Below are 25,914 nucleotides of genomic sequence, written 5' to 3'. Positions count from 1 at the left end.
CCCCTGGCGTTCCGGGCCTGTCGCGGCGGGGCGACAGCGCCGGAACACGGCCGTGGGCCGTGGTTCCGGCGGGTGTTCGGGCCCTGCTTACAGGTCGTCGAACTGGACGATCGAGATCGGTCGGGCGCCGTCGCGCGTGGCGGTGTCGTCGCCGGACGCGCACGGCTCCTCGTCGAACGCGATGTCGCCCTGCGGGTCGGCCTGGCCGGTCGCGCGCAGCGACCCGAACGGGAACTGGGTCGTATCCATCAGGTGCGACGGCACGACGTTCGCGAGCGCGCTGAACATGTTGTCGACGCGGCCCGGGAAGCGCTTGTCCCAGTCGCGGATCAGCGCTTTCATCTCCGCGCGCTTCAGGTTCGGCTGGCTGCCGCACAGGTTGCACGGGATGATCGGGAATTCGCGCAGCTCCGCGAATTTCTCGAGATCGGTCTCCTTCACGTACGCGAGCGGGCGGATCACGACGTTCCTGCCGTCGTCCGACTGCAGCTTCGGCGGCATCCCCTTCAGCTTGCCGCCGTAGAACATGTTGAGCAGCAGGGTTTGCAGGATGTCGTCCCGGTGGTGGCCGAGCGCGATCTTGGTCGCGCCGAGCTCGCCGGCCACGCGGTACAGGATCCCGCGGCGCAGCCGCGAGCACAGCGAGCAGGTCGTCTTGCCCTCGGGCACGAGCCGCTTGACGATGCTGTAGGTGTCCTGGTTCTCGATGTGGAACGGCACGCCGATCTGCGTCAGGTATTCGGGCAGCACGTGCTCGGGGAAGCCCGGCTGCTTCTGGTCGAGGTTGACCGCGACGATGTCGAAGTCGATCGGCGCGCGCTCGCGCAGGCGCAGCAGCACGTCGAGCATCGCGTAGCTGTCCTTGCCGCCCGACAGGCACACCATCACCTTGTCGCCCTGCTCGATCATGTTGTAGTCGCCGATCGCCTGGCCGACCTGGCGCACGATCCGCTTGAACAGCTTGTTGTTCTCGTACGCTTCCTTTTGCTCGCGGCGCGTCAGCGCGCGGCGGCCGGTGTCGGCGATGTCGGCGACGGTGGCTTCGATGGCGGCGCCATCGGCCGCCGTGTCATGCATGTGGGGGGCGTTCATGCGCGCTCCTCGTCCTTGATGCGAAAGACTTCGACGCCGACGGCGTCGCAGTCCGGATAGGCGTCCGGTTTCTCGGTACGGACACGTACCGCGCGCACGATGTCGTGCGCCAACAGGTTCGCGGCGATCGCGTCGCACAGCGTTTCCTGCAGGTGGATGTGGCCGCGCGCGAGACACTGCGCGACGCTCTGTTTCATCAGGTCGTAGTCGACGACTTCATGCAGCCGGTCGTCGACGGGGGTGGACAGCGCGAGCGGCACGAACAGGTCGATGTTGATGACGACGCGCTGCTCGCCGCGCTTCTCGTGTTCGAAGGCCCCGATCTTCATGTGCACCTCGTAGTCGCGCAGGTAGAGCCTGCGGCAGTCCGCGAGGCGGGGGTGCAGGAGAGCGGAAAACATGGTCGTCCCAGTCAAATTGGCGTGCGCGCACGCAAAGCGGCGCGGACGGCGGCGATCAGGCCGCGCGGTCCGCGCAATTCATTCATTCGGGCCGGCGGCGGGCGGCACCAGGTGCTCGCCGCCGTCGACGGTCAGCGTCGCGCCCGTGACGCCGGGCGCGGTCGCGAGATAGCAGGCCGCCGCCGCGATGTCGTCCGCGTGCGGCGCGTGGCCACGCACGAGCGCCGCGACACGCACCTTCGGCGCGAGGGCCAGCGCCAGCGCGGCGGTCGCGCGGTTCAGCGCGGCCTGCATCAGCGCGTGCGACAGCCGGGCCGGCGCCGGGTGAAACAGCGCCTGGTCCAGCACGTGGATCACGCACGCGCGCAGCGTTTCATCGTCGCGCGCGGCGTCGGGCGTCGCATCGGCGAGCGCGCGGGCCAGCGCGAGCGGCGCCGTCACGTTGCGGGCAAGCGCGCCGGCGAGCGAGGCGGCGTCCACCGTCTGCGCGTCGTCGGTGCCGGCGCACGCGCTCACGAACACCACACACGTGGGCCGGCCGAGCGCCGTGCCGCAGGCGGCCACCAGCGCGCCCGCGTCGGCTTCCAGGGCCAGATCGGCGTCGAGCACGGCCGCGCGGCGGCCGCGGGCGGCGACTTCGGCGACGAGCGCGTCGCCCACCGCGCGCGGCGCGCCGGCGCTGCGTTGCAGCGCGACGTCCCAGCCGCGCTGCGCGAAGGCGGTCGCGAGCGCACGACCGAGCGACGCGGCGTCGGCCGCGCTGTCCAGCGCGCCTGCGACGAGCGCGATGCGCGGGGTCGACGTATCGGCTGAAACGGTCATTTACAATGCCGGGATGAACCCGAAAGCTCACGAATCCGCTAGTTTACCTGCTCCCGGCCCTGACGCGCTCGCGCAGTCCGAAACGCTCGCCGCGCAATTGCGCGACGAGATCGCGGCGGCCGGCGGCTGGCTGCCGTTCGATCGCTTCATGGAGCGCGCGCTGTACGCGCCCGGCCTCGGCTATTACAGCGGCGGCGCGCGCAAGTTCGGACGCCGCGCCGACGACGGCAGCGACTTCGTGACGGCCCCCGAGCTGTCGCCGCTGTTCGCGCAGACGCTCGCGAACCCGGTCGCGGACGCGCTCGCGGCGAGCGGCACGCGTCGCGTGATGGAGTTCGGCGCCGGCACGGGCAAGCTCGCGGCCGGGCTGCTCGCGGCACTCGATGCGCTCGACGTCGAACTCGACGAATACCTGATCGTCGATCTGTCGGGCGAGCTGCGCGAACGGCAGCGCGATACGATCGCGGCCGCCGCGCCGGCGCTCGCCGGCAAGGTGCGCTGGCTCGACGCGCTGCCCGAGCGCTTCGACGGCGTCGTGGTCGGCAACGAGGTGCTCGATGCGATGCCGGTGCGGCTGTTCGCGAAGTCGGGCGGCGCATGGCTCGAGCGCGGCGTCGCGCTGGATGCGCAGCACGCGTTCGTGTTCGACGACCGGCCCGTCGGCGCTGCCGGCCTGCCCGCGGTGCTGGCGACGCTCGACGTCGACGACGGCTATGTGACCGAGACGCACGAAGCGGCGCTCGCGTTCACGCGCACCGTGTGCACGATGCTCGCGCGCGGCGCGGTGCTGTTGGTCGACTACGGCTTTCCGGCGCACGAGTACTACCATCCGCAGCGCGACCGCGGCACGCTCATGTGCCACTACCGCCACCACGCGCACGACGACGCGTTCCTGTACCCGGGGCTGCAGGACATCACCGCGCACGTCGAATTCACCGGCATCTATAACGCCGGCGTTGCCACCGGCGCCGACCTGCTCGGCTACACGTCGCAGGCGCGCTTCCTGTTGAACGCGGGCATCACCGACGCACTGGCCGCGATCGATCCGTCCGACATCCACCAGTTCCTGCCGGCCGCGAACGCGGTGCAGAAGCTGATTTCGGAAGCCGAGATGGGCGAGCTGTTCAAGGTGATCGCCTTCTCGCGCGGGATCGACGGCACGCTCGACGCATTCGCGCGCGGCGACCGCTCGCACGCGCTCTGACGGGAGCCCGGGATGCTGCGCTGGCTGATGGCGTCGTTCTTCGCGGTGATGATCCTGACGCGTTGCTGGCCGTGGCTCGGCAAGCTCGGCATCGGGCGGATGCCGGGCGACGTCACGCTGACGCTCGGCGGGCGGCGCTACCCGTTCCCGTTCATGTCGACGCTGGTGGTGACGATGCTGGTGTCGATGGTCGCGCGGCTGCTCTGAGCCGCGCCGCATGCGGCGGCGCGTCGCGGTCCGGCCGCGGCGCGCGCGTGATGGTCCTGCGCATTACAGTTCAATCTCGCCGAGGATCCGGTGCGCGAGCGCCTTCGCTTCGTCGAACGCCTCTTCCTCGCTCGGGCTCGTCGTGTGGACGTCGTAGCGCATGTTCTCCGTCTCGTCGCCGTCGTCCCGCGCGAGGATCACGTAGCCCTGGTATTGCCCGTTGGCGGTGTGCTGCGTATGCGCCTTGGCCGTGTAGATGCCTTTGGTGAACGTGTTCGTGTCCATCGTGCCTCTCCCGCAATAGGACACTTCATCGTAGCACTGCGGCGCAGCATGTACAGCGCCGCTAATCGGCGACCGATCAGCGCGCCGCCCCGTGCCACCCCATGCCGTCACCGTTCGAGCAGCGCGACGACCTCGTCGAGCGTCGGCGCGTGCGCGCCCGTATGGCGGCACGCGGCCGCGCCCGCCGCGAGCGCGAACGCGAGATGCTCGCGCCACGGCCGTTGCGGCGCGGCCATCAGGCTGAACAGCAGGCCGCCGATCGACGCGTCGCCCGCGCCGACGGTGTCGACCACCTCGACGCGCGGCGGGCTGGCCTCCAGCACGTCGCCATCCGCGTAAAGGGTCGCCGCCTGCGCGCCGCGCGTGACGAGCACGGCCGCGCGCGGGTTCAGCGCGCGCACCGCGTCGACCGCGTCGGGGCCGTCGCCGCCGAACAGGTGGCGCAGGTCTTCGTCGGACACCTTGATCAGGTCGGCCAGGCCAGCCATCTTCTCCAGCGTCGGCCGGTACGCGGCCGTCATCAGGTTCCGGTAGTTCGGATCGAAGCTGATCTTCACGCCGCGCGCGTGCAGGTCGGCCGCGAGCGCGACGAGCGTGCTGGCGAGCGGTTCGCGCACCAGGCTGATACAGCCGAAGTGCGCCCATTGCACGTGTTCGGTCCAGCCGGCCGGCAGTCGCGCCGGGTCGAATGCGAGATCCGCGCTGGCATCGCCGATGAAGAAGTACGCGGGTGGCCGCGTCTCGTGGACGATCGCCAGCAGCGGCGCGCGCGGCACACGCTGCAGGAAGCGCAGGTCGAGCCCGGCCGCGTCGCTGGTGCGCCACAGCACGTCGGAGAAGCAGTCCTCGCCGATCGCGCCCGCGAGCGCGCTCGGCACGCCGAGCCGCGCGACCGCGCGTGCGACGTTCCAGCCGGCGCCGCCCGGCACCGAGGTCCACTGGGCGTCGCCCGCGCGCACCATGTCGGTCAGGATGTCGCCCGCCGACACGAATGCCGGAAACGTGCCGCCGCTCATTGCGTCGGCTCGCTGCGCGCCGCGCGCGCGAGGGTCGCGAGCACGTCGTAGCACGCGCCCATCGTGTGATAGTCGGTCTTGCCGGCCGGGCTCTTCTCGTCGCTGTACTTGCGGTTGTCGCAGGTGAGGATCCGGTACCACGCGCCGTAGCGGTGATCGACGAAATGCGCCCAGCTGTAGCGCCAGATTTCGTCGTACCAGTCCCAGAAGCGCTCGCTGCCGGTGCGCGCGCCGAGCATCGCGGCCGCCGCGAAGGTTTCCGCCTGCACCCAGAAATACTTGTTGTGGTCGCAGATCGTGAAGTCGGGGCCGAAGCCGTAGCAGAGGCCGCCGTGATCGGCGTCCCACGCGTGCGTGAGCGCCGCGTCGAACAGCTCGGCCGCGCGCGGCACGAGCCAGTCGAGCGGGCGGTGCCGCTCCAGGATCAGCAGCAGCTTCGCCCATTCGGTCTGGTGCCCGGGCTGGAAGCCCCACGGACGGAAGATGTTCGAGCTGTCTTCCTTGTTGTAGTCCCAGTCGACCGACCAGTCCGCATGGTAGTGCTCCCACACGAGGCCGCCCGACAGCGCGGCCTGGCGCTGCGTGATATGGGTCGCGAGCTTCTCCGCGCGGTCGAGGTAGGTGACGTGGCCGGTCGCCTCGTAGGCCGCGAGCAGCGCCTCCGTCATGTGCATGTTCGCGTTCTGGCCGCGGTACGACGACACGTTCCAGTTCGGCGTCGCGTCGTCCGCATAGAGGCCCGCGGCCGCATCCCAGAAGCGGTGCTCGGCGAGCTCGAAGGTCGACGCGATCAGCGCGCGCGCTTCGTCGATGCCGGCCATCGTCGCGTGCGCGGCGGCCAGCAGCACGAACGCGAGCCCGTAGCAGTGGCGCGTGGCGTCGAGCGTCTCGCGCTTCGCGCCGTCGCGCCAGTCGAGTTCCCAGTCGTAGCCTTGCAGTTCGTCGTCCCAGTGCGCGTCGCGCAGGAACCGCAGCCCGTGGCGCGCGTACTCGAGATGGCGCGGATCGCCGAAATGCCGGTACGCCATCGCGTAGTTGAAGACGAACCGGCAGCTGCTGACCAGATGCCGCGACGTGCGGTTGTAGACGCTGCCGTCGTCGCGGAAGTAGTGGTAGAAGCCGCCCGTCGGGTCGAACGCGTTCGTCGCGTAGAAGCGCAGCGTATCCTCGATGTGCGACAGCAGGAACGACGGATCGCGGAAGCTCGCGACGAACGGCGCCGCTTGCGCGTGGTTGGCCGGCGTGGCCGTGCGGGATTGGACCGGGGGCATGTTCATGATTCGGTGACCGTGGCGGTATCGAGTGCCGGTGAGCCGGCGGGCTGGCTGCTGGCCCGCACGATCAGCTCGACGGGCAGGGAGATCTCGGTGCGTTCGGGCGCTTCGGCGAGCAGCAGTTCGACGCCGCGGCGGCCGAGCGCTTCCTTGTCGACGGCGAGCGTCGTGAGCGGCGGATTCGCGTGCGCGGCGGCGGGGATGTCGTCGAAGCCGACGATCGCGATGTCTTCCGGAATCCGCACGCCGCGCGCGATGCACACGCGCTGCGCGGCCAGCGCGGCGGCGTCGTTGTACGCGAACACCGCATCGGGGCGCGGGCCCGGCGCGTCGAGCAGCTGCTGCATCGCGCGCGCGGCGCCGGTGTCGGGGTCGAGCCCGGCGTCGATCGTCACCTCGTACGCGGGATCGAACAGCCGGCCGGCCTCGAAGAACGCGCGCCGATAGCCGATCGCGCGCTGCGCGATGCTGTAGTGCGCGGCGGAGCCGCCGATGAACGCGATCCGCGAGCGGCCGGTGGCGAGCAGGTGGCGCATCGCGAGCGCCGCGCCCGTCGCGTTGTCGATGTTCACCGAGCGCAGGCCGGGCGCCCACAGGTCGATCAGCACGAGCGGGCGGCCGGTCGCGGCGAGCGCCTCGATCGTCTCGGGCTCGATGAAGCCGGCCACCGCGATCGCGTCCGGCGCGTGCGGGCGCATCTGGCGGAGCACGTCGTCGTTCGGGCCGACCGTGAGCAGCGTCGGCACGATACCGCGCTCGCGGCATGCGTCCTCGACGCCGTGCAGCACGTGCGAGAAGAACGGACTGGCGGGAAAGCGGTTGTGCTGGCGGTGCAGCAGGAAGGTGAGCCGGCGGATGCGCGGGCGCAACTGGGCCGGGTCGTAACCGAGCCGCTGCGCGATCTCGACGATGCGCGCGCGCGTGGCTTCGGACAGGCCCGGCTGGTTTTTCAGCGCGCGGGAGACGGTGCCGATCGAGACCTCTGCCGCCCGCGCTACGTCGCGAATGGTGGTGCCCATCGTTCGGGATCCGGTTTGTTTAGGGTGACGGCGATTGTATAGTAAAACTCGGCGCCAAATTCGGGCCGGATAACCGGGGAATACCCGGAAATAACGGGTTTTTACGTGCTAATCTGCGAAAACGCCGTTACTAAAAATACTAAACAAAACGCGAAAAAGGCAAGGTGCGCCTCCCACTCAACCCGCCGCCGCGAGCGGCGGCTCGCCGCGCTCGCGCAGCGCCGCGCGCCCCGCATCGAGATCGACGACCGCGAGCCCGCCCGGCTGCTGTTTCGCCCGCCGCTTCGCGAGCGCCGCGACCGACGCGATCTCGTCGCTGCCGTAGCGCATCGCGCCGTGCGCGCCTGCCGGCACACCGACCGCGCCGATCGCCATCGTCACGAAGCCGAAGAACGCGGGGTTGCCGTGGCGGTCCTCGCCGCGCAGCCCGCCCGCCAGCCGGTCGGCCTGCGTGTAGAAGCGCTGCGCGCCGTCGTTGAAGCGCGCGATCGCGTCGGTCGCCCGCGCGCGCCAGTCGTCGCGCTGGAACAGCACCAGGAAATCGTCGCCGCCGACGTGCCCGAGAAAATCCCGCTGCGGATCGCACACGCCGGCCAGCACCGTCGCCGCGAACTTCAGCACTTCGTCGCCCTGCCAGTAGCCGTACTGGTCGTTGAACGGCTTGAACTGGTTCAGGTCGACGTAGCACGCATGGAAGCCGGCGTCGCGCTCCAGCAGGCGGTCGATATGCGCGCTGATCGGGATGTTGCCGGGCAGGAAGGTCAACGGATTCGCGTAGCGCGCGGCCTCGATGCGCATCTCGGTCACCGCGCGCACGAGGCTCTCGCCGGTGCCGAGCCCGAGGTAGCGGCCGTGTTCGGTGATCACGAAACCGTCCGCGAGATAGCGCTGGTCGTGGCTCGCGAGCAGCATCGCGAGCTGCTCGACCGACGTCGCGTTGTCGATCATCAGCGGCGCGTCGTTCGCGAACTGCAGGCACGGCTTCTTCCCGAACACCTCGCGGTGGTACGGCAGTGTGAAGCGGTCGATGAAGCCGCGCCGGTTCACGAGCGCGACCGGCCGCCCGCGTTCGACGAGCGCGACCGCGTGCAGGCCGGGCATCCGGTTGAACAGGTCGAGCACGTCGTTGCTGGTCGCCTCGCGCGGCAGCGCCGGCGCGGGCACGAGCATCTTCGCCGCGATCGTGCCGGCCGGCCGCGCGGTGCGCGTCGCGCCGGGGAACACCGCGATGTGCGGGGTGCGGATCGCGTCGCGCGCGGCCGGCGCGACGACCGGCGACGGCCGCGCGTTCGGCCGGCCGAGCAGGAAGCCCTGCACGCAGCAGATGCCCATGTCGCGCACGACGATCAGGTCGCTCGCGTTCTCGATGCCTTCCGCGATCAGCTGCGCGCCGCTCGCGTGCGCGAAGTGCTGCATCGCCCTGACCGCCTCGAACTTGAGCGGGTCGCGCGCGATGTCGTGGATGAAGAAGCGGTCGATCTTCACGACATCCGGGTGCAGGCGCAACCACAGGTTCATGCTCGCGTTGGCGGTGCCGTAGTCGTCGAGCGCGAACTGGATGCCGGCGTCGCGCAGCGACGCGACCGCCGGCTCGATGCGCGCGACGTCCGGCATCGCGGTCTGCTCGGTCAGCTCGATTACGATGCGCTCGGCGCCGACGCCCGCCCGGCCGAGCAGTTGCCGCACGCGCTCGCGTTCGCGCACGAGTTGCACGATCGTGCCCGCGCTGAAGTTGAGGAACAGCTTGCCGTCGCAGCCGAGCGCCGCGAACGCGTCGAGGCAGGCGAGCGCGGCCGCCTGCTCGAGTGCGATGGTCGTGCCGTCGCGGGCGGCCTGCGCGAACAACGCGGCCGGCGGCTCGAGGTCGGTGCCGCTCGGGCCGCGGATCAGGCCTTCGTAGCCGACGACCGTGCCCGATCCGAGATCGACGATCGGCTGGAACACGGCGGCGAGCGCGCGCTCCGCGATCAGGCGCGTGGTGGGAGCAACGGACGAGTCAGGATGGGGCGCGGGCATGGAGGAGGGCGGCCGAGGCGACGGGACGCCCGACTTTAACGGCAGCGCGCGCGAAGAATTGAATGAAGATTTCGTGACGCGATGCACGTCGATGGTGCAGGCGTTGCGTGGGGCCGAAAGGGCGCGACGGGGGAGGCCGGCGCGGGAGCGCCAACGTGCGTGCCGCCGGGCCGCGGCCAGCGATGCCGGCCGCGCCGCCTCCGCGTCAGCGCTTGCCCGCGTTCAGCGTACCCTGCGTGCGCGCCGTGCCGGCCGCGGCATCCTCGCCGTCGCGCTCGCCGCTCAGGTCGCGCGCGCCCCAGCGCTGCGCGAGCGCCGCGCACGCCATCAGCTGGATCTGGTGGAACAGCATCAGCGGCAGCACGATCGCGCCGACCGCCTGCGCGGAGAAGATCACCTTCGCCATCGGCACGCCGGCCGCGAGGCTCTTCTTCGATCCGCAGAAGATGATCGTGATCTGGTCGGCGCGGTTGAAGCCGAGCCGCTTGCTGACGATCGTGGTCAGCACCAGCGCGATCACGAGCAGCACGACGTTGACGACCAGCAGGCCGCCGAGCGCGCGTGCCGGAATCTGGTGCCACAGCCCCTGGTTCACGGCCTCGCTGAACGCGACATAGACGACGAGCAGGATCGAGCCCTGGTCGACGAAGCGCAGCACGCCGCGATTGCGCTCGATCCAGCCGCCGATCACGGGCCGCAGCAACTGGCCGGCGACGAACGGCACGAGCAGCTGCATCACGATGCTGCCGACCGTACTCCACGGCGACGCGGCCGCGGCCGACTGCGACGTGATCATCAGCCCGACGAGCGCCGGCGTCACGAAGATCCCGAGCAGGCTCGACGCGGACGCCGCGCACACGGCGGCCGGCACGTTGCCTTTCGCGATCGACGTGAACGCGATCGACGACTGGACCGTCGACGGCAGCGTGCACAGAAACAGCACGCCGGCATAGAGCGTCGGCGTGACGAGCGGCTGCAGCACGGGTTTCAGCGCGAGGCCGAGCAGCGGGAACAGCGCGAACGTGCTGAGCAGCACGACCGCATGCAGCCGCCAGTGGGTCGCCCCCGCGACGACGGCTTCGCGCGACAGCTTCGCGCCATGCAGGAAGAACAGCAGGCCGACCGCGATGTTGGTCGCCCAGTTGAACGCGTGGGCGGCCGGGCCGCGGCACGGCAACAGGCTCGCGAGCACGACGGTGCCGACGAGCGCGAGCGTGAAGTTGTCGGGAAGGAAACGGGGACGGGCCATCGGGAGCTCGATTCGGAAACGGCGGCGCGCATCGCGCGCGCGAAGCCGATATTGTCCCGGCTGCTCATTCAAGAGACAAATTCATTGTGAGAATCGATTGATGAATCCATTGAATGCGGCAGGGCCACCGGACGGCGCGCGAATGAGCAGAAGAATGTTCTTCCACGATTGGCCGCGGAAGTGAAAAAACCTAGCAGTAACATGGTGTTACACCGATGCCGGCGACCTAACACTTTTTGGCTCGACACCGTTTCAGGCCGCTCATAAATTACTGCTGAAAGGCTTGCGTCAGCCGAAAAACACCGGCGGCGAGCGGTAACAGGCAACGAATGATGACGGAACGGGTGAAACTGAAGGTCGGACGATGGGTGGCAGGCGTGCTCGGCACGCTGCTGATGCCGTTCGCGCTCGCGCAACCACCGCACGGCGGTCATGCGTTCGGCGGCCACGGTTTCGGCGGCGGCGACATGCGCGCGTACGGCCAGTCGGCCGCCAGCGGGCAGGTCTGGCGCCGGGCGCTGCCGCCGGGCGGCGCGCGTGCCGGCGGCGTGAGCGGCTCCGGCTCCCGCTGGGGCCTGCGGCCGACGCCGTCTTACGGCCATTACGCCGCGCAAAGCCCGTATCGCCCGATCAGCGCCGACTCCCGCCAGATGCCGCGCCCGCCGGGCGGCGGCAACGTGCCGATGCGTGCCGGCTCGATCCGCGCCGACGTCGCGCGCTACAACGAGGAGCGCGGTGGCCGTCCGATGCCGCCGCCGCGCGCGCAGGAAGAACCTGCCGCCCACTCGCCGTATTTCTCCCCGTTCTACCGAAACTGAGCGCCCCGCGCGTTCGCTGAGCGCCGCCGCGCGCTCGTCCCTCGCCGGCTGTGATGCGAATTCGCCACAGTCGCGCGCAGATTTCCGCTGATTTTCCCCCCGCATTGCGCTATCTTTCGCGCCCGGCACGGGCGCCGTCCCGCGGCCGTCCCGTCGCGTGCCTGCCCCGCGCGGGCCCGCCGCGACGCGTGCGGCCATGTGTCGATGCCGCGAAGTTAATGCCGCCGCTATACCCGCAATAAGTGCGCGCAATTTTGACCGGACAAATGATCCGTAAAGATGGCTGCGCCCCATACGACGCAAGCAATCGGCTCCAAAAAACAACGCTCGCGCCACTTATCGACTTCGACAAAACCTGGAGATCCCATGAAAGCATTCGCTCGCCGTGCGTCGCGCACGTCCGTCAAGCTGATCGCCGCGGCCACCTGCGTGGCGGCCGCCGCACCCGTCCACGCGCAGTCGAGCGTTTCGCTCTACGGTCAGGTGGACGAATGGATCGGCGCAACCAAGTTCCCGGGCGGCGATCGCGCGTGGAACGTGTCGGGCGGCGGGATGTCGACCTCGTATTGGGGCCTGCACGGTGCGGAGGATCTCGGCAACGGCTACAAGGCGATCTTCACGCTGGAGAGCTTCTTCCGCGCGCAGAACGGCCAGTTCGGGCGCTTCCAGGGCGATACGTTCTTCGCGCGCAACGCGTACGTCGGCGTCAGCTCGCCGTACGGCACGGTGACGGCAGGCCGCCTGACCACGCACCTGTTCCTGTCGACGATCCTGTTCAACCCGTTCTATGATTCGTACACCTTCTCGCCGATGGTGTACCACGTGTTCCTCGGCCTCGGCACGTTCCCGACCTATCCGAGCGACCAGGGCGCGGTCGGCGATTCGGGCTGGAACAATGCGCTGTCGTACACGTCGCCTTCGTTCGGCGGCCTGAATTTCGGGGCGATGTACGCGCTCGGCAACACGGCCGGCGACAACCGCTCGAAGAAGTGGAGCGCGCAGTTCAACTACGCGAACGGCCCGTTCGCCGCGACCGCCGTCTACCAATACGTGAACTTCAACAACGGCCCGCAGGACCTGAGCTCGCTCGTGACCGGCATGAAGAGCCAGGGGATCGGGCTGGTCGGCGCGACCTACGACCTGAAGTACGTGAAGCTGTTCGGCCAGTATATGTATACGAAGAACGACCAGGTCGCCGGCAGCTGGCACGTGAATACCGCGCAGGGCGGCGTGTCGGTGCCGCTCGGCGTCGGCAACGCGATGGCGTCGTATGCGTACTCGCGCGACGGCGGCGGCCTCGACCAGACGCGCCAGACCTGGGCCGTCGGCTACGACTATCCGCTGTCCAAGCGCACCGACGTCTATGCCGCGTACATGAACGACCACATCAGCGGCCTGTCGAACGGCAACACGTTCGGCGCAGGCATCCGCGCAAAGTTCTGACGAGACGATGGCGGGCGCGAATCGACACCGCGCGTGCCGCCCGCCCGTTTCCCGCCCCGCAACGGCGCCGCTTACTGTTGCGCCGTTTTGCCATTGTTGACCTTTTGGTTTCCTTGCCTTTGTTACCCTATCTCGTAATTGCATGATTCCCAGGAATTGCGAGCTAGTTCGATGGATACCCTCGTCAGCATGAATGTGTTTCGCTACGTCGTCGAAGTGGGCAGCTTCGTCGGCGCGGCGGAGCGCATGCAGATGTCGGCCGCGATGGCGAGCAAGCACGTGATGCATCTCGAGCAGCAGCTCGGCGCGCGGCTGCTGCATCGCACGACACGACGCGTCGCGCCGACCGAGGCGGGACGCGAATACTATGAGCGCCTCGTGCAGGCGCTGTCGGAACTCGACGAAGCCGGACAGGCGGTCGGCGCCGCGAGCGTCGTGCCGCAGGGCCGCCTGCGCGTGACGTCGCTGTCCGCGTTCGGATTGCGGCACGTGATGCAGGCCGTCACCGATTATGCGGGCCGGTTCCCGGACGTGGTCGTCGACATGACGCTGTCCGATCGCGTGGTCGACCTGATCGAGGAAGGCTATGACGTCGCGGTGCGCGCGGCGCCCAACGGACTGAAATCCTCGTCGCTGGTCGCGCGGCAGATCGCGACCGCGCACATCCTGCTGGTCGCGTCGCCCGAGTATCTCGAGAAGCACGGCACGCCGCAGACGATCGCCGATCTCGCGCACCACAACTACCTGCGCCGCGATTCGAATTCGACGATGCTCGATTCGCTGGTGATCGACGCGGCCGCCGCGTCGCGCGTGAACCTGAACGGCAACCTGATCGTGAACCATCTCGAAGGGCTGCGCGCGGCCGTGCTCGCGGGCGCGGGCATCGCGCTGCTCGGCACCGAGGTGGTCGGCGACGACATCGAATCCGGCCGCCTCGTGCCGGTGCTGCTCGACTCGGTGCCGCCGCACGAGGCGCCGATCTATGCGGTGTATGCGAGCCGCCGCCACGTGTCCGCGAAGGTACGCTCGTTCGTCGACTTCCTCGCCGCGCGTTTCGAAGGGCAGTCGCTGTGCCCGTCGATCGAATCGCATCTGCGCGTGCTGCCGATCACGCGGATCAAGCGCGCGGGCTGACCGGCGCTGCCCGCCCGCGGGCGGACATGAAAAAAAGCGCGAGCCGTTGTGCGGTTCGCGCTTTTTCGTTTCTGGTCCGACGTGATGCGCGGATGCGCGGCGGTGGCGCCGCCCGCCACCCGCCACCCGCCACCCGCCACATGCGTCAGCGTGCGATGCCGAGCCGTGCCTTCGCGTCGTCGTACTCGCGCTTCATCCGCTCGACGAGCTCGCCGACGCTCGGCAGGTCGTCCATCAGGCCGACGCCCTGGCCGGCACCCCAGATGTCCTTCCACGCCTTCGTCTTGTCGCCGCCGAAATTCATCTTCGTCTTGTCCGATTCCGGCAGCGCGTCCGGATCGAGGCCGGCCTTCTCGATGCTCTCGCGGATGTAGTTGCCGTGCACGCCGGTGAAGAGGTTCGTATAGATGATGTCGGACGATTTCGCGTTGAGGATCGCGTGCTTGTAGTCCTCGACCGCGTGCGCTTCCTGCGTCGCGATGAAGCGCGTGCCCATGTACGCGAAGTCGGCGCCCATCGCCTGCGCGGCGAGGATCGAGCCGCCGTTCGCGATCGAACCGGACAGCACGATCGGGCCGTCGAACATCCTGCGCACTTCGCCGACGAGCGCGAACGGCGACGTCGTGCCCGCATGGCCGCCGGCGCCGGCCGCGACGAGGATCAGCCCGTCGACGCCGGCTTCGAGCGCCTTCTGCGCGTGACGCAGGTTGATCACGTCGTGCAGCACGATGCCGCCGTAGCTGTGCACCGCGTCGACGATCTCGCGCGCCGGGGCGCGCAGGCTCGTGATGAAGATCGGCACCTTGTGCTCGACGCATACGCGCACGTCATGCTCGAGACGCACATTCGACTGGTGGACGATCTGGTTGACCGCGATCGGGCCGATCACCGCGTCCGGGTGCTTCGCCTTGTGGTCGGCGAGCTCGGACTGGATCTGCGTGAGCCACTCGTCGAGCAGTTCGGCCGGACGGGCGTTGAGCGCGGGGAAGGATCCGACGATACCCGCCTTGCATTGCGCGAGCACGAGTTCGGGGTAGCTGACGATGAACATCGGCGACGCGATGACGGGCAGCGTCAGGTTCTGCAGGACAGCGGGCAATGCCATGTGATGTCTCCAGTCTCGAGGGGCGGCCGGCCCCGGCGCGATCGCGCCGGCTTCGGCATGCATGCTTGGCGGTGCTTCGAGTGTAGCGGCGTAGCGCTGCGCCCATATTAATACGAACGGTCGTGCGATTCTACGCGAGCTTAGCAAACGGCGCGGCGTGGCGACAATCGAGTGAGTGTTCTCTTTCTACGCATTCGGGCCGCTGCCGCGCGCAGCAGCCGGCCGCGCGCTCCTACAATACCCGCCATAACAAACCGACGAGAAACAAACCATGTCGTTTGACGCGTTTGCATCGTTTCGCGTGACGATGCAGGACACCGACATCTTCGGTGTCAAAGGAGGCGCGGGGCCGCCGCTTCTGCTGCTGCACGGCCATCCGCAGACCCACATGATCTGGCATCGCGTCGCCGCGATGCTGGCGAATCACTTCACGGTGATCGCGACCGACCTGCGCGGCTACGGCGCGTCGGGCAGGCCGCCGAGCGACGCGCGGCATGCGCCGTATTCGAAACGCGCGATGGCGGCCGACCAGGTCGCCGTGATGCGGCATTTCGGCTTCGAGCAATTCCACGTGTGCGCGCACGATCGCGGCGCGCGTGTCGCGCACCGGCTCGCGCTCGATCATCCGGCGGCCGTCGAACGGATGATGCTGCTCGACATCGCGCCGACGCTCGCGATGTACGAGAAAACGGATCGTGCGTTCGCGACCGCGTATTTCCACTGGTTCTTCCTGATCCAGCCGGCGCCGCTGCCCGAAACGCTGATCGAAGGCCGCACCGATGCGTATATCGAACGCGTGATGGGCAACCGTTCGGCCGGGCTCGCGCCGTTCGCGCCGGAGGCGCTCGCCGCGTATCGCGCCGCGCTCGCGCAGCCGGGCGCCGTGCATGCGATGTGCGAGGACTACCGCGCGTCGGCGACGATCGATCTCGAACACGACCGCGCGGATCTCGAGCGCGGCAACAAGGTCGCGTGCCCGCTGCGCGTGCTGTGGGGCGAGCACGGGATCGTCGGCCGCTGCTTCGATCCGCTCGACGAGTGGCGGCGCGTCGCGCGCGACGTCAGCGGCCGCGCGCTCGATTGCGGGCACTACATTCCGGAAGAGGCGCCCGTCGCGCTGATCGACGAGCTGCTCGCGTTCTTCGACGCGCGCGACGCGGCCGCGTGAGCGGCGCCGGTCGCTGCGGCAAGCGCCGACGGTCAGCGGCGCGCGGCGTCGTCTTCGACGAGCGGCGGCAGGCGGCGCGGCACGGGCGTCGATTTCACGATCGCCGTGCTCGTTTCCGCGCGCTCCGTCACCTTCGACAGGATGTCGTCGAGGTGGCCGATCGTGCGCAGGTAGAGCCGGCAGATGAAGCAGTCCTCGCCGGTCACCTTGTCGCATTCGACGAATTCGGGAATCCGCCGCAACACCTCCTCGACCAGATGCAGCTGCCCCGGCAGCGGCTTCACGCGGACGATCGCCTGCAGCGTGTAGCCGAGCGCGCGCGGGTCGAGCTCGACGGTGAAGCCCGCGATCACGCCCTGCGCTTCGAGCCGCCGCACGCGGTCGGCGGTCGCGGGCGCCGACAGCCCGATCTGCCGCGCCAGTTCGCTGGTGGCGATGCGCGCATCCTCGGCAAGCGCCGCGAGGATCGCGCGGTCGGTCGCGTCCAGTGACGCGACGGCGGGCGGGGAAAGGCGTTTCGACATGATCGCTTTGCTTTCGAAGGTGAATCGGTGGTTTCGCTTCAGTTTAGTCGTGGATGCGCGGAAAGCAAGTTCCTAGAATCGAAGTCATCTTCTCTCGTCGAATGGAGTCCCTGATGGCCTCGAACGAAACCCGCCGCGGCGCCGCCGAGATGGTCGTCGCGATGATGATGTCCGGCACGATCGGCTGGCTCGTGATGTCGTCGCAGCAACCGCTCACCAACGTCGTGTTCTTCCGCTGCCTGTTTGGCGCGGCGACGCTCGCGATCGTCTGCGCGGCGCTCGGCTTCCTGCGCCGCGCGCTGTTCTCGCCGCGCATGCTCGCGCTCGCGACGCTCGGCAGCGTCGCGATCGTCGCGAACTGGCTGCTGCTGTTCGCCGCGTATTCGCGCGCGTCGATCTCGATGGCGACCGCCGTCTACAACACGCAGCCGTTCATGCTCGTCGCGCTCGGCGCGATCGTGTTCCGCGAACGGATCAGCGCCTCGACGATCACGTGGCTCGCGCTCGCCTTCGTCGGGCTCGTGTGCGTGGTGCGGGTCGAGCCGGCGGTGCTCGCGGTACCCGGCGAATATCTCGAAGGCGTCGCGCTGTCGCTCGGCGCGGCGTTCCTGTACGCGGTGTCGTCGATCGTCACGAAGCACCTGAAGGGCACGCCGCCACATCTGCTCGCGCTGCTGCAGGCCGGTCTCGGCATCGTGCTGCTCGCGCCGTTCGCGCACTTCGGCACGTTGCCCGCGACGCCCGCGCAGTGGCTCGATCTCGTCGTGCTCGGCGTCGTGAACACCGGCGTGATGTACGTGCTGCTGTACGGCGCGATCCAGAAGCTGCCGGTCGCGATGACGGGCGCGCTGTCGTTCGTCTATCCGGTCGTCGCGATCATCGTCGATCGCGTCGCGTTCGGGCAGACGCTCGCGTGGACGCAGGTGCTCGGCGCGCTGCTGATCCTGCTCGCGGCGGCCGGCGTGAACCTCGGCTGGCGCATCGTGCCCGCGCGTCGCGCGAGCGTCGGCAACTGAAACGTTCGTGCGATTCGGCGGGCGATTCTGCGTGCTGTTTCGGCTCGCCGCCGCGGCCTTCTGCCGCGCCTGTTGGCGTCACGTCCGGGAACGCCGATTGCCCGCGAACAAGGCCGCAGGAAGTTGTAGGGAAACACCCGATGCGACGCCGCAGCGTCGCTCGTATGATGCGGCTGTGACGTTGATCACGTTCACAGGATTCCGATCTCATGCCGTTCGCCAGACAGGCCGAACGGCATTTTTTTATGCGCCGCTCCGCGCGAGCAGGCGCCGCCGCGCATCGAGCCGCGCGAGCAGCGCACGCCTCGCGTCGTCGTCCGACGCGCGCCATCCCTTGATCTCGTCGCGCGTGCGCAGGCACCCCGCGCACCAGTCGGTCCGCGGGTCGATCCTGCAGACGTCGGTGCACGGCGACGCGACCGTGCCGACCACCACCGGCACGTCGCTCATGCGTCGTTCCTCAACGCGACGTCGGCGACCGGTGCGCCGGTCAACGAGACGAGCTCCTGCGGCGACAGGTTGAACACCGCGTGCGGATGGCCGGCGGCCGCCCACAGGCTGTCGAGCGCGAGCAGGTCGGCGTCGATCAGCGTGACCGGCTCGACGAGATGGCCGATCGGGCACACGCCGCCGATCGCGTAGCCGGTGTGGTCGCGCACGAACTTCGCATCGGCACGGCCGACCGGGCCGACCTGGGCGGCGACCTTCTTCTCGTCGACGCGGTTCACGCCGCTCGCGACGACGAGCACCGGCAGCCCGTCCGATTCGCGCCGAAACAGGATCGACTTCGCGATCTGCGCGACCGAGCAGCCGAGCCCGGCCGCGGCCTCGGCGGAGGTCTTGCCGGTTTCGGCGAGCATCACGATGCCTTTCGAATGCCCGCGCTCGCGCAGCAGCAGCGCGACGCGTCGCGCGGAATCGGGAAGGGAGTCGAATGAAGTGGGTGTCGTCATGGAGAATCCGTGAGTGGCGGGGTCAGACGCAGCTCGGCGCGTCGGTCGCGCTCTGCGCCTTCGCGAGCAGCGCGCGGCCGGCGCGCGACACGTTCGCGCGGCCGATTGCGTTCGAGATGAAGTCGCCGGCGGCGACCACCTGCGCGAGGTCGATGCCGGTGTCGATGCCGAGGCCCTGCATCAGGTACAGCACGTCCTCGGTCGCGACGTTGCCGGTCGCGCCCTTCGCATACGGACAGCCGCCGAGGCCGGCGACCGACGCGTGGAAGATCTCGATCCCTTCGAACAGCGCGGCATAGATGTTCGCGAGCGCCTGGCCGTAGGTGTCGTGGAAATGGCCCGACAGCCGTTCGCGCGGAAACACGCGCGTGACGGCCGACAGCACCTCGCGCGTGCGCTTCGGCGTGCCGACGCCGATCGTGTCGGCGATGTCGATCTCGTCGCAGCCGAGCGCGGCGAAGCGTTCGACGACGTCGACGACCGACGCGACCGGCACCTCGCCCTGGTACGGGCAGCCGAGCGTGCACGACACGCTGCCGCGCAGCCGCACGCCGGCATCCTTCGCGGCCTTCGCGACCGGCTCGAAGCGCGCGATGCTTTCCGCAATGCTGCAGTTGATGTTCCGCTGCGAGAACGCCTCGCTCGCCGCGCCGAAGATCACCACTTCGTCCGCGCGTGCGGCGAGCGCGTTCTCGAAGCCCTTCAGGTTCGGCGTGAGCACCGAATACACGGTGCCCGCGCGACGCTCGATGCCGGCCATCACGTCGGCGCCGTCGGCCATCTGCGGCACCCATTTCGGCGACACGAACGACGCGGCCTCGATGTTGCGGAAACCGGCGCGCGACAGCCGGTCGACGAGCGCGATCTTCACGTCGGTCGGCACGAAGGTCTTTTCGTTCTGCAGCCCGTCGCGCGGGCCGACTTCGACGATCTTGACGGCGGTGGGGAACGTCATGGTTGTCTCCAGTTTGTGTAGGCGGAATTCAGTAGCCGCGCGCGTAGTCGACGATGCCGCCGACACGCTCGCCGCGCTCGAGCGCGCGGATCTTGCCCGCGATCTGCTCGACGGCTTCGTCGCGCAGCGTCTCGGCCGAACAATGCGGCGTGATCGTGATGCGGGGCGCGTGCCAGAACGGATGATCGGCCGGCAGCGGCTCGTGCTGGAACACGTCGAGCGTCGCCGCGGCGAGCTGGCCGCTCGCGAGCGCGTCGAGCAGATCGGCTTCGACGAGATGCGCGCCGCGTGCGACGTTCACCAGGTACGCACCCGGCGCGAGCCGGGCGAAGGTGCGCGCCGACAGGATGCTGTCGGTATCGCGCGTGCTCGGCAGCAGGTTCACGAGTACCTTCGCGCCGTCGATGCACGCGCCGAATGCGTCGTCGCCCGCGAAGGTTTCGATGCCGTCGAGCTGCTTCGGGCTGCGGCTGTAGCCGCGCACCGGCAGGCCGAGCGCGGCGAGCGCCTGCGCGACCTGCGCACCGAGCACGCCGAGGCCGAGCACCGCGACGGTGAAGTGCGCGCGCGGATGCGGTTCGAGCACCTGCCAGCGGCGCTCGCGCTGCAGCGCTTCGTATTCGTCGAAGCGGCGCAGGTAGCGCAGCACCGCGTGCGTCACGTATTCGATCATCTGCTGCGCCATGCCCGAATCCTCGAGGCGCACCAGCGGCACGTCGGGGGGCAGCGTGCCGGGATGCGCGCGCTCGAGCGCGAGCAGCGCGTCGACGCCCGCGCCGAGATTGAAGATCGCGCGCAGGCCGTCGCGCGGCGCGAACAGCTCGCGCGGCGCGCGCCATACGAGCGCGTAGTCGGCGGCGGCCGTGTCGCCCGGCTGCCACGCGCGCAGCTCGGCGTCGGGCAGCGCCTGCGCGATCGCGTCGCGCCATGCGTCGGCTTCCTGGTGCGGCGAGTAGAACAGGATCTTCATGCGCTTACTTCGCGAACAGTTGGCCGATGTCGGCGAACGCCTTGAATTCGAGCGCGTTGCCGCACGGATCGAGGAAGAACATCGTCGCCTGCTCGCCGACCTCGCCCTTGAAACGGATGTGCGGCTCGATCACGAAGCGCGTGTGCGCGGCCTTGAGTTTATCGGCGAGCGCATGCCATTCGTCCATCGACAGCACGACGCCGAAATGGCGCACGGGCACGTTGTCGCCGTCGACCGGATTCACCGCGCTCGCGCCGGTTTCGTCCGGCGCGAGGTGCGCGACGAGCTGGTGGCCGAAAAAGTCGAAGTCGACCCAGTGATCCGAGCTGCGGCCCTCGGGGCAGCCGAGCAGGCCGGCGTAGAATGCGCGCGCGTCGGCGAGGCTCGATACGGGAAAGGCGAGATGGAACGGGCGCAGCGCGCCGGCGGGCGTAGCGGACATCGGGCGTCTCCTGTCGATCGGGACCGGCGCGGCGGCGCGCGGGTTTCGATCCGATGCATGGCAAGCGGGAAGCCCACATTCTACGGTTTCGCGGCGGGTTGCGTCGCCGCGGGGGGCGCCGGTGCGCGTGGCGCGGCTCGCATGGTGGCCGACGGCGGCCGTCGTTGGGTGCCCGTGGCCGGCGGCCGTCCCCGGGTGCCCGTCGCCGGCGGCTGTCCGCGGTGGCCGTCGCCGTTGGCCGCCCCCGGTGGCCGTCCCCGGGTGCCCGTCGCGCGCAGAAGCAAAGCACAAAATATTGGTTCGGCCGCCGCGCGCGGCGCGCCACAATCGAACCTCGTCTCCAAGCAAAGCAAGCGAGGGCAATCATGCGCGCATGCAGCAAATCGGCGTGGCCGCCGCGGCTCGTGACCGTTCCGGGCCTGCACGGCAGCGAAGGCGCCCACTGGCAGACCTGGCTGGAGCGGCAGTTCCCGCGTTCGCTGCGGGTCGAACAGGCCGACTGGGACGCCCCCGATCTCGCGCGCTGGGCGCAGTCGGTGCGCGCGCTGCTCGAGCGCGAGCGCGGCCCGTTCGTGCTGGCCGCGCACAGCTTCGGCTGCCTCGCGGCCGCGCATGCGCTCGCGCAATGGCCGCAGACGGCCGACGTCGCGGGCGTGCTGCTCGTCGCACCGGCCAGTCCTAAGAAGTTCACGTTCGCCGGGCCGTTCGACGCGCGCCGGCTCGCGGTGCCGTCGATTGTGATCGGCAGCGACACCGATCCGTGGATGCCGCTCGCCGATGCGCGCACGCTCGCGCAGCGGCTCGGCAGCGCATTCGTGAACCTCGGCGACGCGGGGCACATCAACACCGCGGCCGGCTTCGGGCCGTGGCCGCGCGCGAAATATTTCGTCGACACGCTGGTGCATTGCGCGGCGCCGCTGCGCTTTCGCGATGCGGACGACGGCTTCGACGCCGCGCTTGTCGACCGCGCGCTCGCGCACGCGATCTGACACTCACCGTCACGCGCTGCGCAGCGGCGTGACGCGGCTACGACGCCGAGACGGGCGCCACCGCGGCCGGATCCGAGTAGCTGGGCCGGCCGTTCTCGACGTGACCCGCGAAGCGCCGCGAGAACGTGCCGTTCGCGCCGTCGCTCACCGTAACGTCATACCAGTGGTGGCTCGACGCGAGCGCCCACTGCTCGACGCGTTCGTCGCCGCCGTGCAGCGTCACCTGGCGCGCGGGCGCGCCGTATGCGTTGTCGGCCAGCGTCAGCGTGACGTGGCCTGCGCCATGGTTGCGCAGCTTCAGGTACAGGTTGCCGTTCGCGATGTCGTAGCCGGCCTTCACCTCCGGCTGCGCGCGGTTGCGGCGGCGCGCGGTTGCCGCCGACACGTTGCCCGCGAACATCCGGACGAAGCCGTTCGGCCCGTACACCGAGAACGCATACACGCCGTTCGTCTCCGTCAGGTCGAAATCCGCGTGCAGCACGCGGCGCGCGCCGACCGTGTAGCGCCACGGGCCGTCGGTGCGGTTCGTCGCGTACACCTGGAAGTGCGCGCCCTGGTTGCCGCGGTTCGCGAACTCGATGCGCAGCGTGTTGCCGCCGTAGATGCTCGCGTTCACATGCAGTTCGTAAGGCAGCGCGCGGGCGGGCCGCACGCCGGGCTCCTGCGGGACGATCGGCGACGGCGTCGCGGGCACGGTGGGCGCGGGTTGCGACGTGCATTGCTGGTCGGCGATCGAGCGGTACTGGCTCGTATCGGGCAGCGACGGAAACGATGCATCCGACGAGCGGAAGTCGAACGCGGCGGTGAGGTCGCCGCAGACGGTGCGGCGCCACGGCGTGATGTTCGGCTCGTCGATGCCGAAGCGCTCGCCGATGAAGCGGATCACCGACGTGTGGTCGAACACCTGGGAGCACACGAAGCCGCCTTTCGACCACGGCGACACGACCGTCATCGGCACGCGCGGCCCGAGGCCGTACGGCAGCCCGTCGGCGGTGTAGCTGCCGCCGCGCCCCGGGTTCACGACGGTATGCAGTTCGCCGTCGGTCGTCACGGTCGACGCGCCCTGCGCGGCGGAGGTGGGCGGCTGCGGCGGCACGACGTGGTCGAAGAAGCCGTCGTTCTCGTCGTACATGATGAACAGCACCGTCTTCGCCCACACGTCCGGATTCGACGTCAGCGCGTCGAGGATCTGCGACGTGTAGTTCGCGCCGTACGCGGGCGTGTATTTCGGATGCTCGGAGAATGCGGCGGGCGGCAGCAGCCACGACACCTGCGGCAGCCGGTCGTTGATCACGTCGTCCTTCAGGTTGTCGAGCGTTCGCACCGTCTGCGCGCGCTGGTACAGCGACGAGCCCGGCTTCGCGTTGATGAAGTTCGTGAAGTTCTGCAGGATGTTCGTGCCGTAGTTGCCGTTGTACGGGTCGGCCCAGGTGAGCCCCTGCTGGTAGATCTGCCACGACACGCCGTGCGCCTCGAGCCGTTCGGGGAAGGTCGTCCACGACAGCAACTGGTATGCGGGCGGCAGGTCGCCGTCGACGTAGTCGGCGTTGTCGAGCAGCGGGCCGCCGAACTTGCCGGTCGGGTCGACCGTGCCCGTCATCAGGTATGAGCGGTTCGGGTGCGTCGGCCCCGGCAGCGAGCAGAAATAGTTGTCGCACACGGTGAACGCATCGGCGAGCGCATAGTGGAACGGGATGTCCTCGCGCACGTGATAGCCCATCGTCATGTCGGTCTTGTTCGCCGGCCACTGGTCGTAGCGGCCCCCGTCGATCGCCGCGTGGGTCTTCGCCCACGAGTGGTCGAGCGCGCCGAGGCACTGCGCGCTGGTCGTCTTCGTATCGAGCCGGAACGGCAGCACCGGTTTCGTCGGGTCTTCCTTCGACGGCTGGTACCACACCGGCTTGCCGTTCGGCAGCGGGATCGGGAAGCGGTCGTTGTAGCCGCGTACGCCGCGCAGGTGTCCGAAGTAATGGTCGAACGAGCGGTTCTCCTGCATGAACACGACGATGTGCTGCACATCGCGGATCGTGCCGGTGCCGCGCGCGGCCGGAATCGCGAGCGCACGGCGGATCGATTCAGGAAACGCGTTGAGCGCGACGGCGGCGCCCGCTGACTGTGCGACGGTATGCAGGAAACGGCGGCGGCTGGATGACGTCATGTTGTTTCACCTCGGTTCTGCGATCGGGGGACGGGACAGGAACGGCGGGATCAGTGCGGAGAAGATGCGGCGACGCCGGACGCGCCCGCATTCGTCGCGGGCTTGGCGTCGTCGTCATCGTCGGGCGGGTAGTGGACGACGGGCGGCGCGAGCGGTGCGGCTTCCGACGCGGTGGTGCTCGCGCCTGCACCGCTGTTGAATGCGCTCGCAGAGCCGGACGATGCGCCGGCCGGGGGCGAGCCGTCGGCCGTGTGCGCGTCGTGCTGCGCGTCGTCGCTGCAGGCGGCGACGAAGGTGGCGGCACACAGAACGACGACGAGGGCAACGCGACGCATGACTTCTCTCCTGGCAGGCGGATCGGGAAACGATTTCCAGTATGCCGGTGCGATGCGACGATTCGGTGAATCGTTTGCAACCGGGGCGTGATCGCGAAAGGCTTTCGTGAAGCTGACCAGACGCTTTCGCGAAGCATCGCAGGCTCGCATGGCGGAATTTTCCAGCGGACGCGGAGGCCGCGCGTATTTACACGCGTGTGCAATGCATCGACGGACTCATGGCAATGCCTGCGGCGTGCGCGGCGCCCCGAATGCGATCGGCAATCGACGGTCGTTGCGCCGCGAATCACGCCGAAAAGCGGGCGTTTTTGCGGCTTTGCCAGCGCACGGCCAGCCACGCGCCAGCGTCGTGCCATACATGCGTCAAGAAAGGCGGCGCGGCCAGTTTGCCGCGCGTTCGCGCCGCGTGTCGATGCCGGCGCCGCGCGTTGGGGCGCTACCCCCACATACCCGCGGCACCGGAATTGCTAACTGCGCCGATGCGCGTGCCGTCGCGCGCGGCCATCCGCGCACGGGCGGCACATCTGCATCCATTCACCCCATGGAGCGAGCAGAAGTCATGTCCAGCGATCGATCCGATTCCCCGTCCGCCGAACCCGCGCGCGATGCCGGCCCGCCGACACCCGGGCCCGGCGATTCAGCGGCGCTGCCGTTGCCGCACGATACGCCGTCGAGTGCCGCACGGCGCCGCTTTTTGCAATCCGCGGCCGCGGCCGCGACGGTCAGCGCCGCGTCGCATGTTCATCCGCAGCCCGCGCACGCCGCGTCCGGCCCGGCTGCCCCGCACCGCAATCCGGTCCCGGCACAACCGATGCATCTCGACATCAACGGGCGCGCCTACACGCTGCAGCTCGAACCGCGCGTCACGCTGCTCGACGCGCTGCGCGAATATGCGGGGCTCACGGGCACGAAGAAGGGCTGCGACCGCGGGCAGTGCGGCGCGTGCACGGTGCTCGTCGACGGGCGGCGCATCAATGCGTGCCTGACGCTCGCGGTGATGCACGAAGGCCAGCGGATCACGACCGTCGAGGGCCTCGCGCGCGGCGGCGTGTTGAGCCCCGTTCAGCGTGCGTTCGTCGAACACGATGCGTTCCAGTGCGGCTACTGCACGTCCGGCCAGCTCTGTTCCGCGACCGCGCTGCTCGACGAGTTCTCGTCCGGCGCCGCGAGCGCCGTCACCGACGATGTGCGGCGGCACCCGGCGCAGCTGTCGGACGACGAGATCCGCGAACGCATGAGCGGCAACCTGTGCCGCTGCGGTGCGTATCAGAACATCGTCGCCGCCGTGCGCGCCGCGCACGCGGCGCGCGGCTAGCCGA

General features: G+C 69.3%; 27 protein-coding genes. 9 read left to right on the top strand and 18 right to left on the bottom strand.

The features are described 5' to 3' along the window. Nucleotides 1-87: 87 nt before the first annotated feature. The 3 genes from ttcA to ACP26O_RS15295 all read right to left on the bottom strand — a co-directional run bounded on the left by ttcA (nt 88) and on the right by ACP26O_RS15295 (nt 2,315). Complete coding sequence (gene ttcA / locus ACP26O_RS15305) at nt 88-1,092, bottom strand: tRNA 2-thiocytidine(32) synthetase TtcA (RefSeq protein WP_175665691.1); 1,005 nt, start codon at nt 1,090-1,092, stop codon at nt 88-90. Continuing rightward, nucleotides 1,089-1,493, bottom strand: a complete 405-nt coding sequence (locus ACP26O_RS15300) for a dihydroneopterin aldolase (RefSeq protein ID WP_011658110.1) — start codon at nt 1,491-1,493, stop codon at nt 1,089-1,091. The genes ttcA and ACP26O_RS15300 overlap by 4 nt, the downstream gene beginning before the upstream one ends. 78 nt (nt 1,494-1,571) lie before the next feature. Next, nucleotides 1,572-2,315 carry an SDR family oxidoreductase gene (locus ACP26O_RS15295; protein WP_175665690.1) on the bottom strand — a complete coding sequence of 248 codons (744 nt, stop codon included), beginning with the start codon at nt 2,313-2,315 and terminating at the stop codon, nt 1,572-1,574. 13 nt (nt 2,316-2,328) lie between these two features. On the opposite strand from ACP26O_RS15295, the gene ACP26O_RS15290 reads away from it, so the two are divergent. Continuing rightward, nucleotides 2,329-3,519, top strand: a complete 1,191-nt coding sequence (locus tag ACP26O_RS15290; protein WP_175665689.1) for a class I SAM-dependent methyltransferase — start codon at nt 2,329-2,331, stop codon at nt 3,517-3,519. A gap of 12 nt (nt 3,520-3,531) precedes the next feature. Further along, nucleotides 3,532-3,726: a DUF2905 domain-containing protein gene (locus ACP26O_RS15285; RefSeq protein ID WP_006754113.1), complete on the top strand. Its 195-nt coding sequence runs from the start codon at nt 3,532-3,534 to the stop codon at nt 3,724-3,726. Between the two features lie 63 nt (nt 3,727-3,789). On the opposite strand, the gene ACP26O_RS15280 is transcribed toward ACP26O_RS15285, so the two are convergent. From ACP26O_RS15280 to ACP26O_RS15255, 6 genes are all read right to left on the bottom strand, one after another. Next, nucleotides 3,790-4,011: a hypothetical protein gene (locus ACP26O_RS15280; RefSeq protein ID WP_011658106.1), complete on the bottom strand. Its 222-nt coding sequence runs from the start codon at nt 4,009-4,011 to the stop codon at nt 3,790-3,792. Between the two features lie 107 nt (nt 4,012-4,118). Beyond that, the gene (locus ACP26O_RS15275; RefSeq protein ID WP_126228649.1) at nt 4,119-5,027 is read right to left on the bottom strand and encodes a carbohydrate kinase family protein; all 909 of its coding nucleotides are present in this window, start codon (nt 5,025-5,027) and stop codon (nt 4,119-4,121) included. After that, on the bottom strand, nt 5,024-6,304 hold the full coding sequence (locus tag ACP26O_RS15270; protein ID WP_126228648.1) for an AGE family epimerase/isomerase: 1,281 nt from the start codon (nt 6,302-6,304) through the stop codon (nt 5,024-5,026). Before ACP26O_RS15270 ends, ACP26O_RS15275 begins: the two co-directional genes overlap by 4 nt. Beyond that, complete coding sequence (locus ACP26O_RS15265; protein WP_006754117.1) at nt 6,301-7,320, bottom strand: LacI family DNA-binding transcriptional regulator; 1,020 nt, start codon at nt 7,318-7,320, stop codon at nt 6,301-6,303. The genes ACP26O_RS15270 and ACP26O_RS15265 overlap by 4 nt, the downstream gene beginning before the upstream one ends. Nucleotides 7,321-7,497: 177 nt before the next feature. Further along, on the bottom strand, nt 7,498-9,336 hold the full coding sequence (locus ACP26O_RS15260; RefSeq protein ID WP_175665688.1) for an EAL domain-containing protein: 1,839 nt from the start codon (nt 9,334-9,336) through the stop codon (nt 7,498-7,500). Between the two features lie 205 nt (nt 9,337-9,541). Next, the gene (locus ACP26O_RS15255; RefSeq protein ID WP_175665687.1) at nt 9,542-10,585 is read right to left on the bottom strand and encodes a bile acid:sodium symporter family protein; all 1,044 of its coding nucleotides are present in this window, start codon (nt 10,583-10,585) and stop codon (nt 9,542-9,544) included. Between the two features lie 332 nt (nt 10,586-10,917). Here ACP26O_RS15255 and ACP26O_RS15250 point away from each other — a divergent pair, with 332 nt between their 5' ends. From ACP26O_RS15250 to ACP26O_RS15240, 3 genes are all read left to right on the top strand, one after another. Continuing rightward, nucleotides 10,918-11,403, top strand: a complete 486-nt coding sequence (locus tag ACP26O_RS15250; protein ID WP_175665686.1) for a peptide-binding protein — start codon at nt 10,918-10,920, stop codon at nt 11,401-11,403. A 366-nt stretch (nt 11,404-11,769) separates the two neighbouring features. Then, nucleotides 11,770-12,846, top strand: coding sequence for a porin (locus tag ACP26O_RS15245; RefSeq protein WP_126228644.1), 1,077 nt, complete (start codon nt 11,770-11,772; stop codon nt 12,844-12,846). Between the two features lie 171 nt (nt 12,847-13,017). Next, nucleotides 13,018-13,980 (top strand): LysR family transcriptional regulator, encoded by a 963-nt coding sequence (locus ACP26O_RS15240; protein WP_012364858.1) that lies wholly within the window; start codon nt 13,018-13,020, stop codon nt 13,978-13,980. A 145-nt stretch (nt 13,981-14,125) separates the two neighbouring features. Here the strand turns inward: ACP26O_RS15240 and ACP26O_RS15235 are convergent, their stop codons facing one another. Continuing rightward, nucleotides 14,126-15,085 (bottom strand): NAD(P)H-dependent flavin oxidoreductase, encoded by a 960-nt coding sequence (locus tag ACP26O_RS15235; protein WP_011658097.1) that lies wholly within the window; start codon nt 15,083-15,085, stop codon nt 14,126-14,128. Nucleotides 15,086-15,356: 271 nt separating this feature from the next. Between ACP26O_RS15235 and ACP26O_RS15230 the strand changes: the two genes are divergently transcribed. Next, on the top strand, nt 15,357-16,253 hold the full coding sequence (locus ACP26O_RS15230) for an alpha/beta fold hydrolase (RefSeq protein WP_175665685.1): 897 nt from the start codon (nt 15,357-15,359) through the stop codon (nt 16,251-16,253). A 32-nt stretch (nt 16,254-16,285) separates the two neighbouring features. Here the strand turns inward: ACP26O_RS15230 and ACP26O_RS15225 are convergent, their stop codons facing one another. Continuing rightward, the gene (locus ACP26O_RS15225) at nt 16,286-16,777 is read right to left on the bottom strand and encodes an Lrp/AsnC family transcriptional regulator (protein WP_006754260.1); all 492 of its coding nucleotides are present in this window, start codon (nt 16,775-16,777) and stop codon (nt 16,286-16,288) included. Between the two features lie 113 nt (nt 16,778-16,890). Here ACP26O_RS15225 and ACP26O_RS15220 point away from each other — a divergent pair, with 113 nt between their 5' ends. Then, the gene (locus ACP26O_RS15220; protein WP_105834748.1) at nt 16,891-17,793 is read left to right on the top strand and encodes a DMT family transporter; all 903 of its coding nucleotides are present in this window, start codon (nt 16,891-16,893) and stop codon (nt 17,791-17,793) included. Nucleotides 17,794-18,036: 243 nt separating this feature from the next. Here the strand turns inward: ACP26O_RS15220 and ACP26O_RS15215 are convergent, their stop codons facing one another. From ACP26O_RS15215 to ACP26O_RS15195, 5 genes are read right to left on the bottom strand one after another with little or no spacing between them, the layout of a single operon-like run. Beyond that, nucleotides 18,037-18,243, bottom strand: coding sequence for a DUF1289 domain-containing protein (locus ACP26O_RS15215; RefSeq protein ID WP_006754262.1), 207 nt, complete (start codon nt 18,241-18,243; stop codon nt 18,037-18,039). Beyond that, the gene (locus ACP26O_RS15210; RefSeq protein ID WP_011658094.1) at nt 18,240-18,746 is read right to left on the bottom strand and encodes a YbaK/EbsC family protein; all 507 of its coding nucleotides are present in this window, start codon (nt 18,744-18,746) and stop codon (nt 18,240-18,242) included. The genes ACP26O_RS15215 and ACP26O_RS15210 overlap by 4 nt, the downstream gene beginning before the upstream one ends. A 22-nt stretch (nt 18,747-18,768) precedes the next feature. Continuing rightward, nucleotides 18,769-19,701 (bottom strand): hydroxymethylglutaryl-CoA lyase, encoded by a 933-nt coding sequence (locus ACP26O_RS15205; RefSeq protein WP_011658093.1) that lies wholly within the window; start codon nt 19,699-19,701, stop codon nt 18,769-18,771. Nucleotides 19,702-19,729: 28 nt separating this feature from the next. Next, the gene (locus tag ACP26O_RS15200; RefSeq protein ID WP_175665684.1) at nt 19,730-20,671 is read right to left on the bottom strand and encodes a 2-hydroxyacid dehydrogenase; all 942 of its coding nucleotides are present in this window, start codon (nt 20,669-20,671) and stop codon (nt 19,730-19,732) included. A gap of 4 nt (nt 20,672-20,675) precedes the next feature. Next, nucleotides 20,676-21,113, bottom strand: coding sequence for a VOC family protein (locus ACP26O_RS15195; RefSeq protein ID WP_175665683.1), 438 nt, complete (start codon nt 21,111-21,113; stop codon nt 20,676-20,678). A gap of 365 nt (nt 21,114-21,478) precedes the next feature. On the opposite strand from ACP26O_RS15195, the gene ACP26O_RS15190 reads away from it, so the two are divergent. Then, nucleotides 21,479-22,102 (top strand): RBBP9/YdeN family alpha/beta hydrolase, encoded by a 624-nt coding sequence (locus ACP26O_RS15190; protein ID WP_175665682.1) that lies wholly within the window; start codon nt 21,479-21,481, stop codon nt 22,100-22,102. A 37-nt stretch (nt 22,103-22,139) separates the two neighbouring features. Here the strand turns inward: ACP26O_RS15190 and ACP26O_RS15185 are convergent, their stop codons facing one another. Together ACP26O_RS15185 and ACP26O_RS15180 are read right to left on the bottom strand one after the other, a co-directional pair. Then, nucleotides 22,140-24,260: a phosphocholine-specific phospholipase C gene (locus ACP26O_RS15185; RefSeq protein WP_175665681.1), complete on the bottom strand. Its 2,121-nt coding sequence runs from the start codon at nt 24,258-24,260 to the stop codon at nt 22,140-22,142. Between the two features lie 50 nt (nt 24,261-24,310). Next, nucleotides 24,311-24,595 (bottom strand): hypothetical protein, encoded by a 285-nt coding sequence (locus tag ACP26O_RS15180; RefSeq protein WP_175665680.1) that lies wholly within the window; start codon nt 24,593-24,595, stop codon nt 24,311-24,313. 559 nt (nt 24,596-25,154) lie between these two features. On the opposite strand from ACP26O_RS15180, the gene ACP26O_RS15175 reads away from it, so the two are divergent. Beyond that, nucleotides 25,155-25,910, top strand: a complete 756-nt coding sequence (locus ACP26O_RS15175) for a (2Fe-2S)-binding protein (RefSeq protein WP_175665679.1) — start codon at nt 25,155-25,157, stop codon at nt 25,908-25,910. The last annotated feature ends 4 nt before the right edge of the window (nt 25,911-25,914 follow it).

Source organism: Burkholderia sp. R-40, assembly GCF_049942845.1.
GTDB classification, from domain to species: Bacteria; Pseudomonadota; Gammaproteobacteria; order Burkholderiales; family Burkholderiaceae; genus Burkholderia; species Burkholderia ambifaria.
Note: the sequence above shows the minus strand (reverse complement) of the source record. Positions and strands in the feature narration are given on the sequence as shown.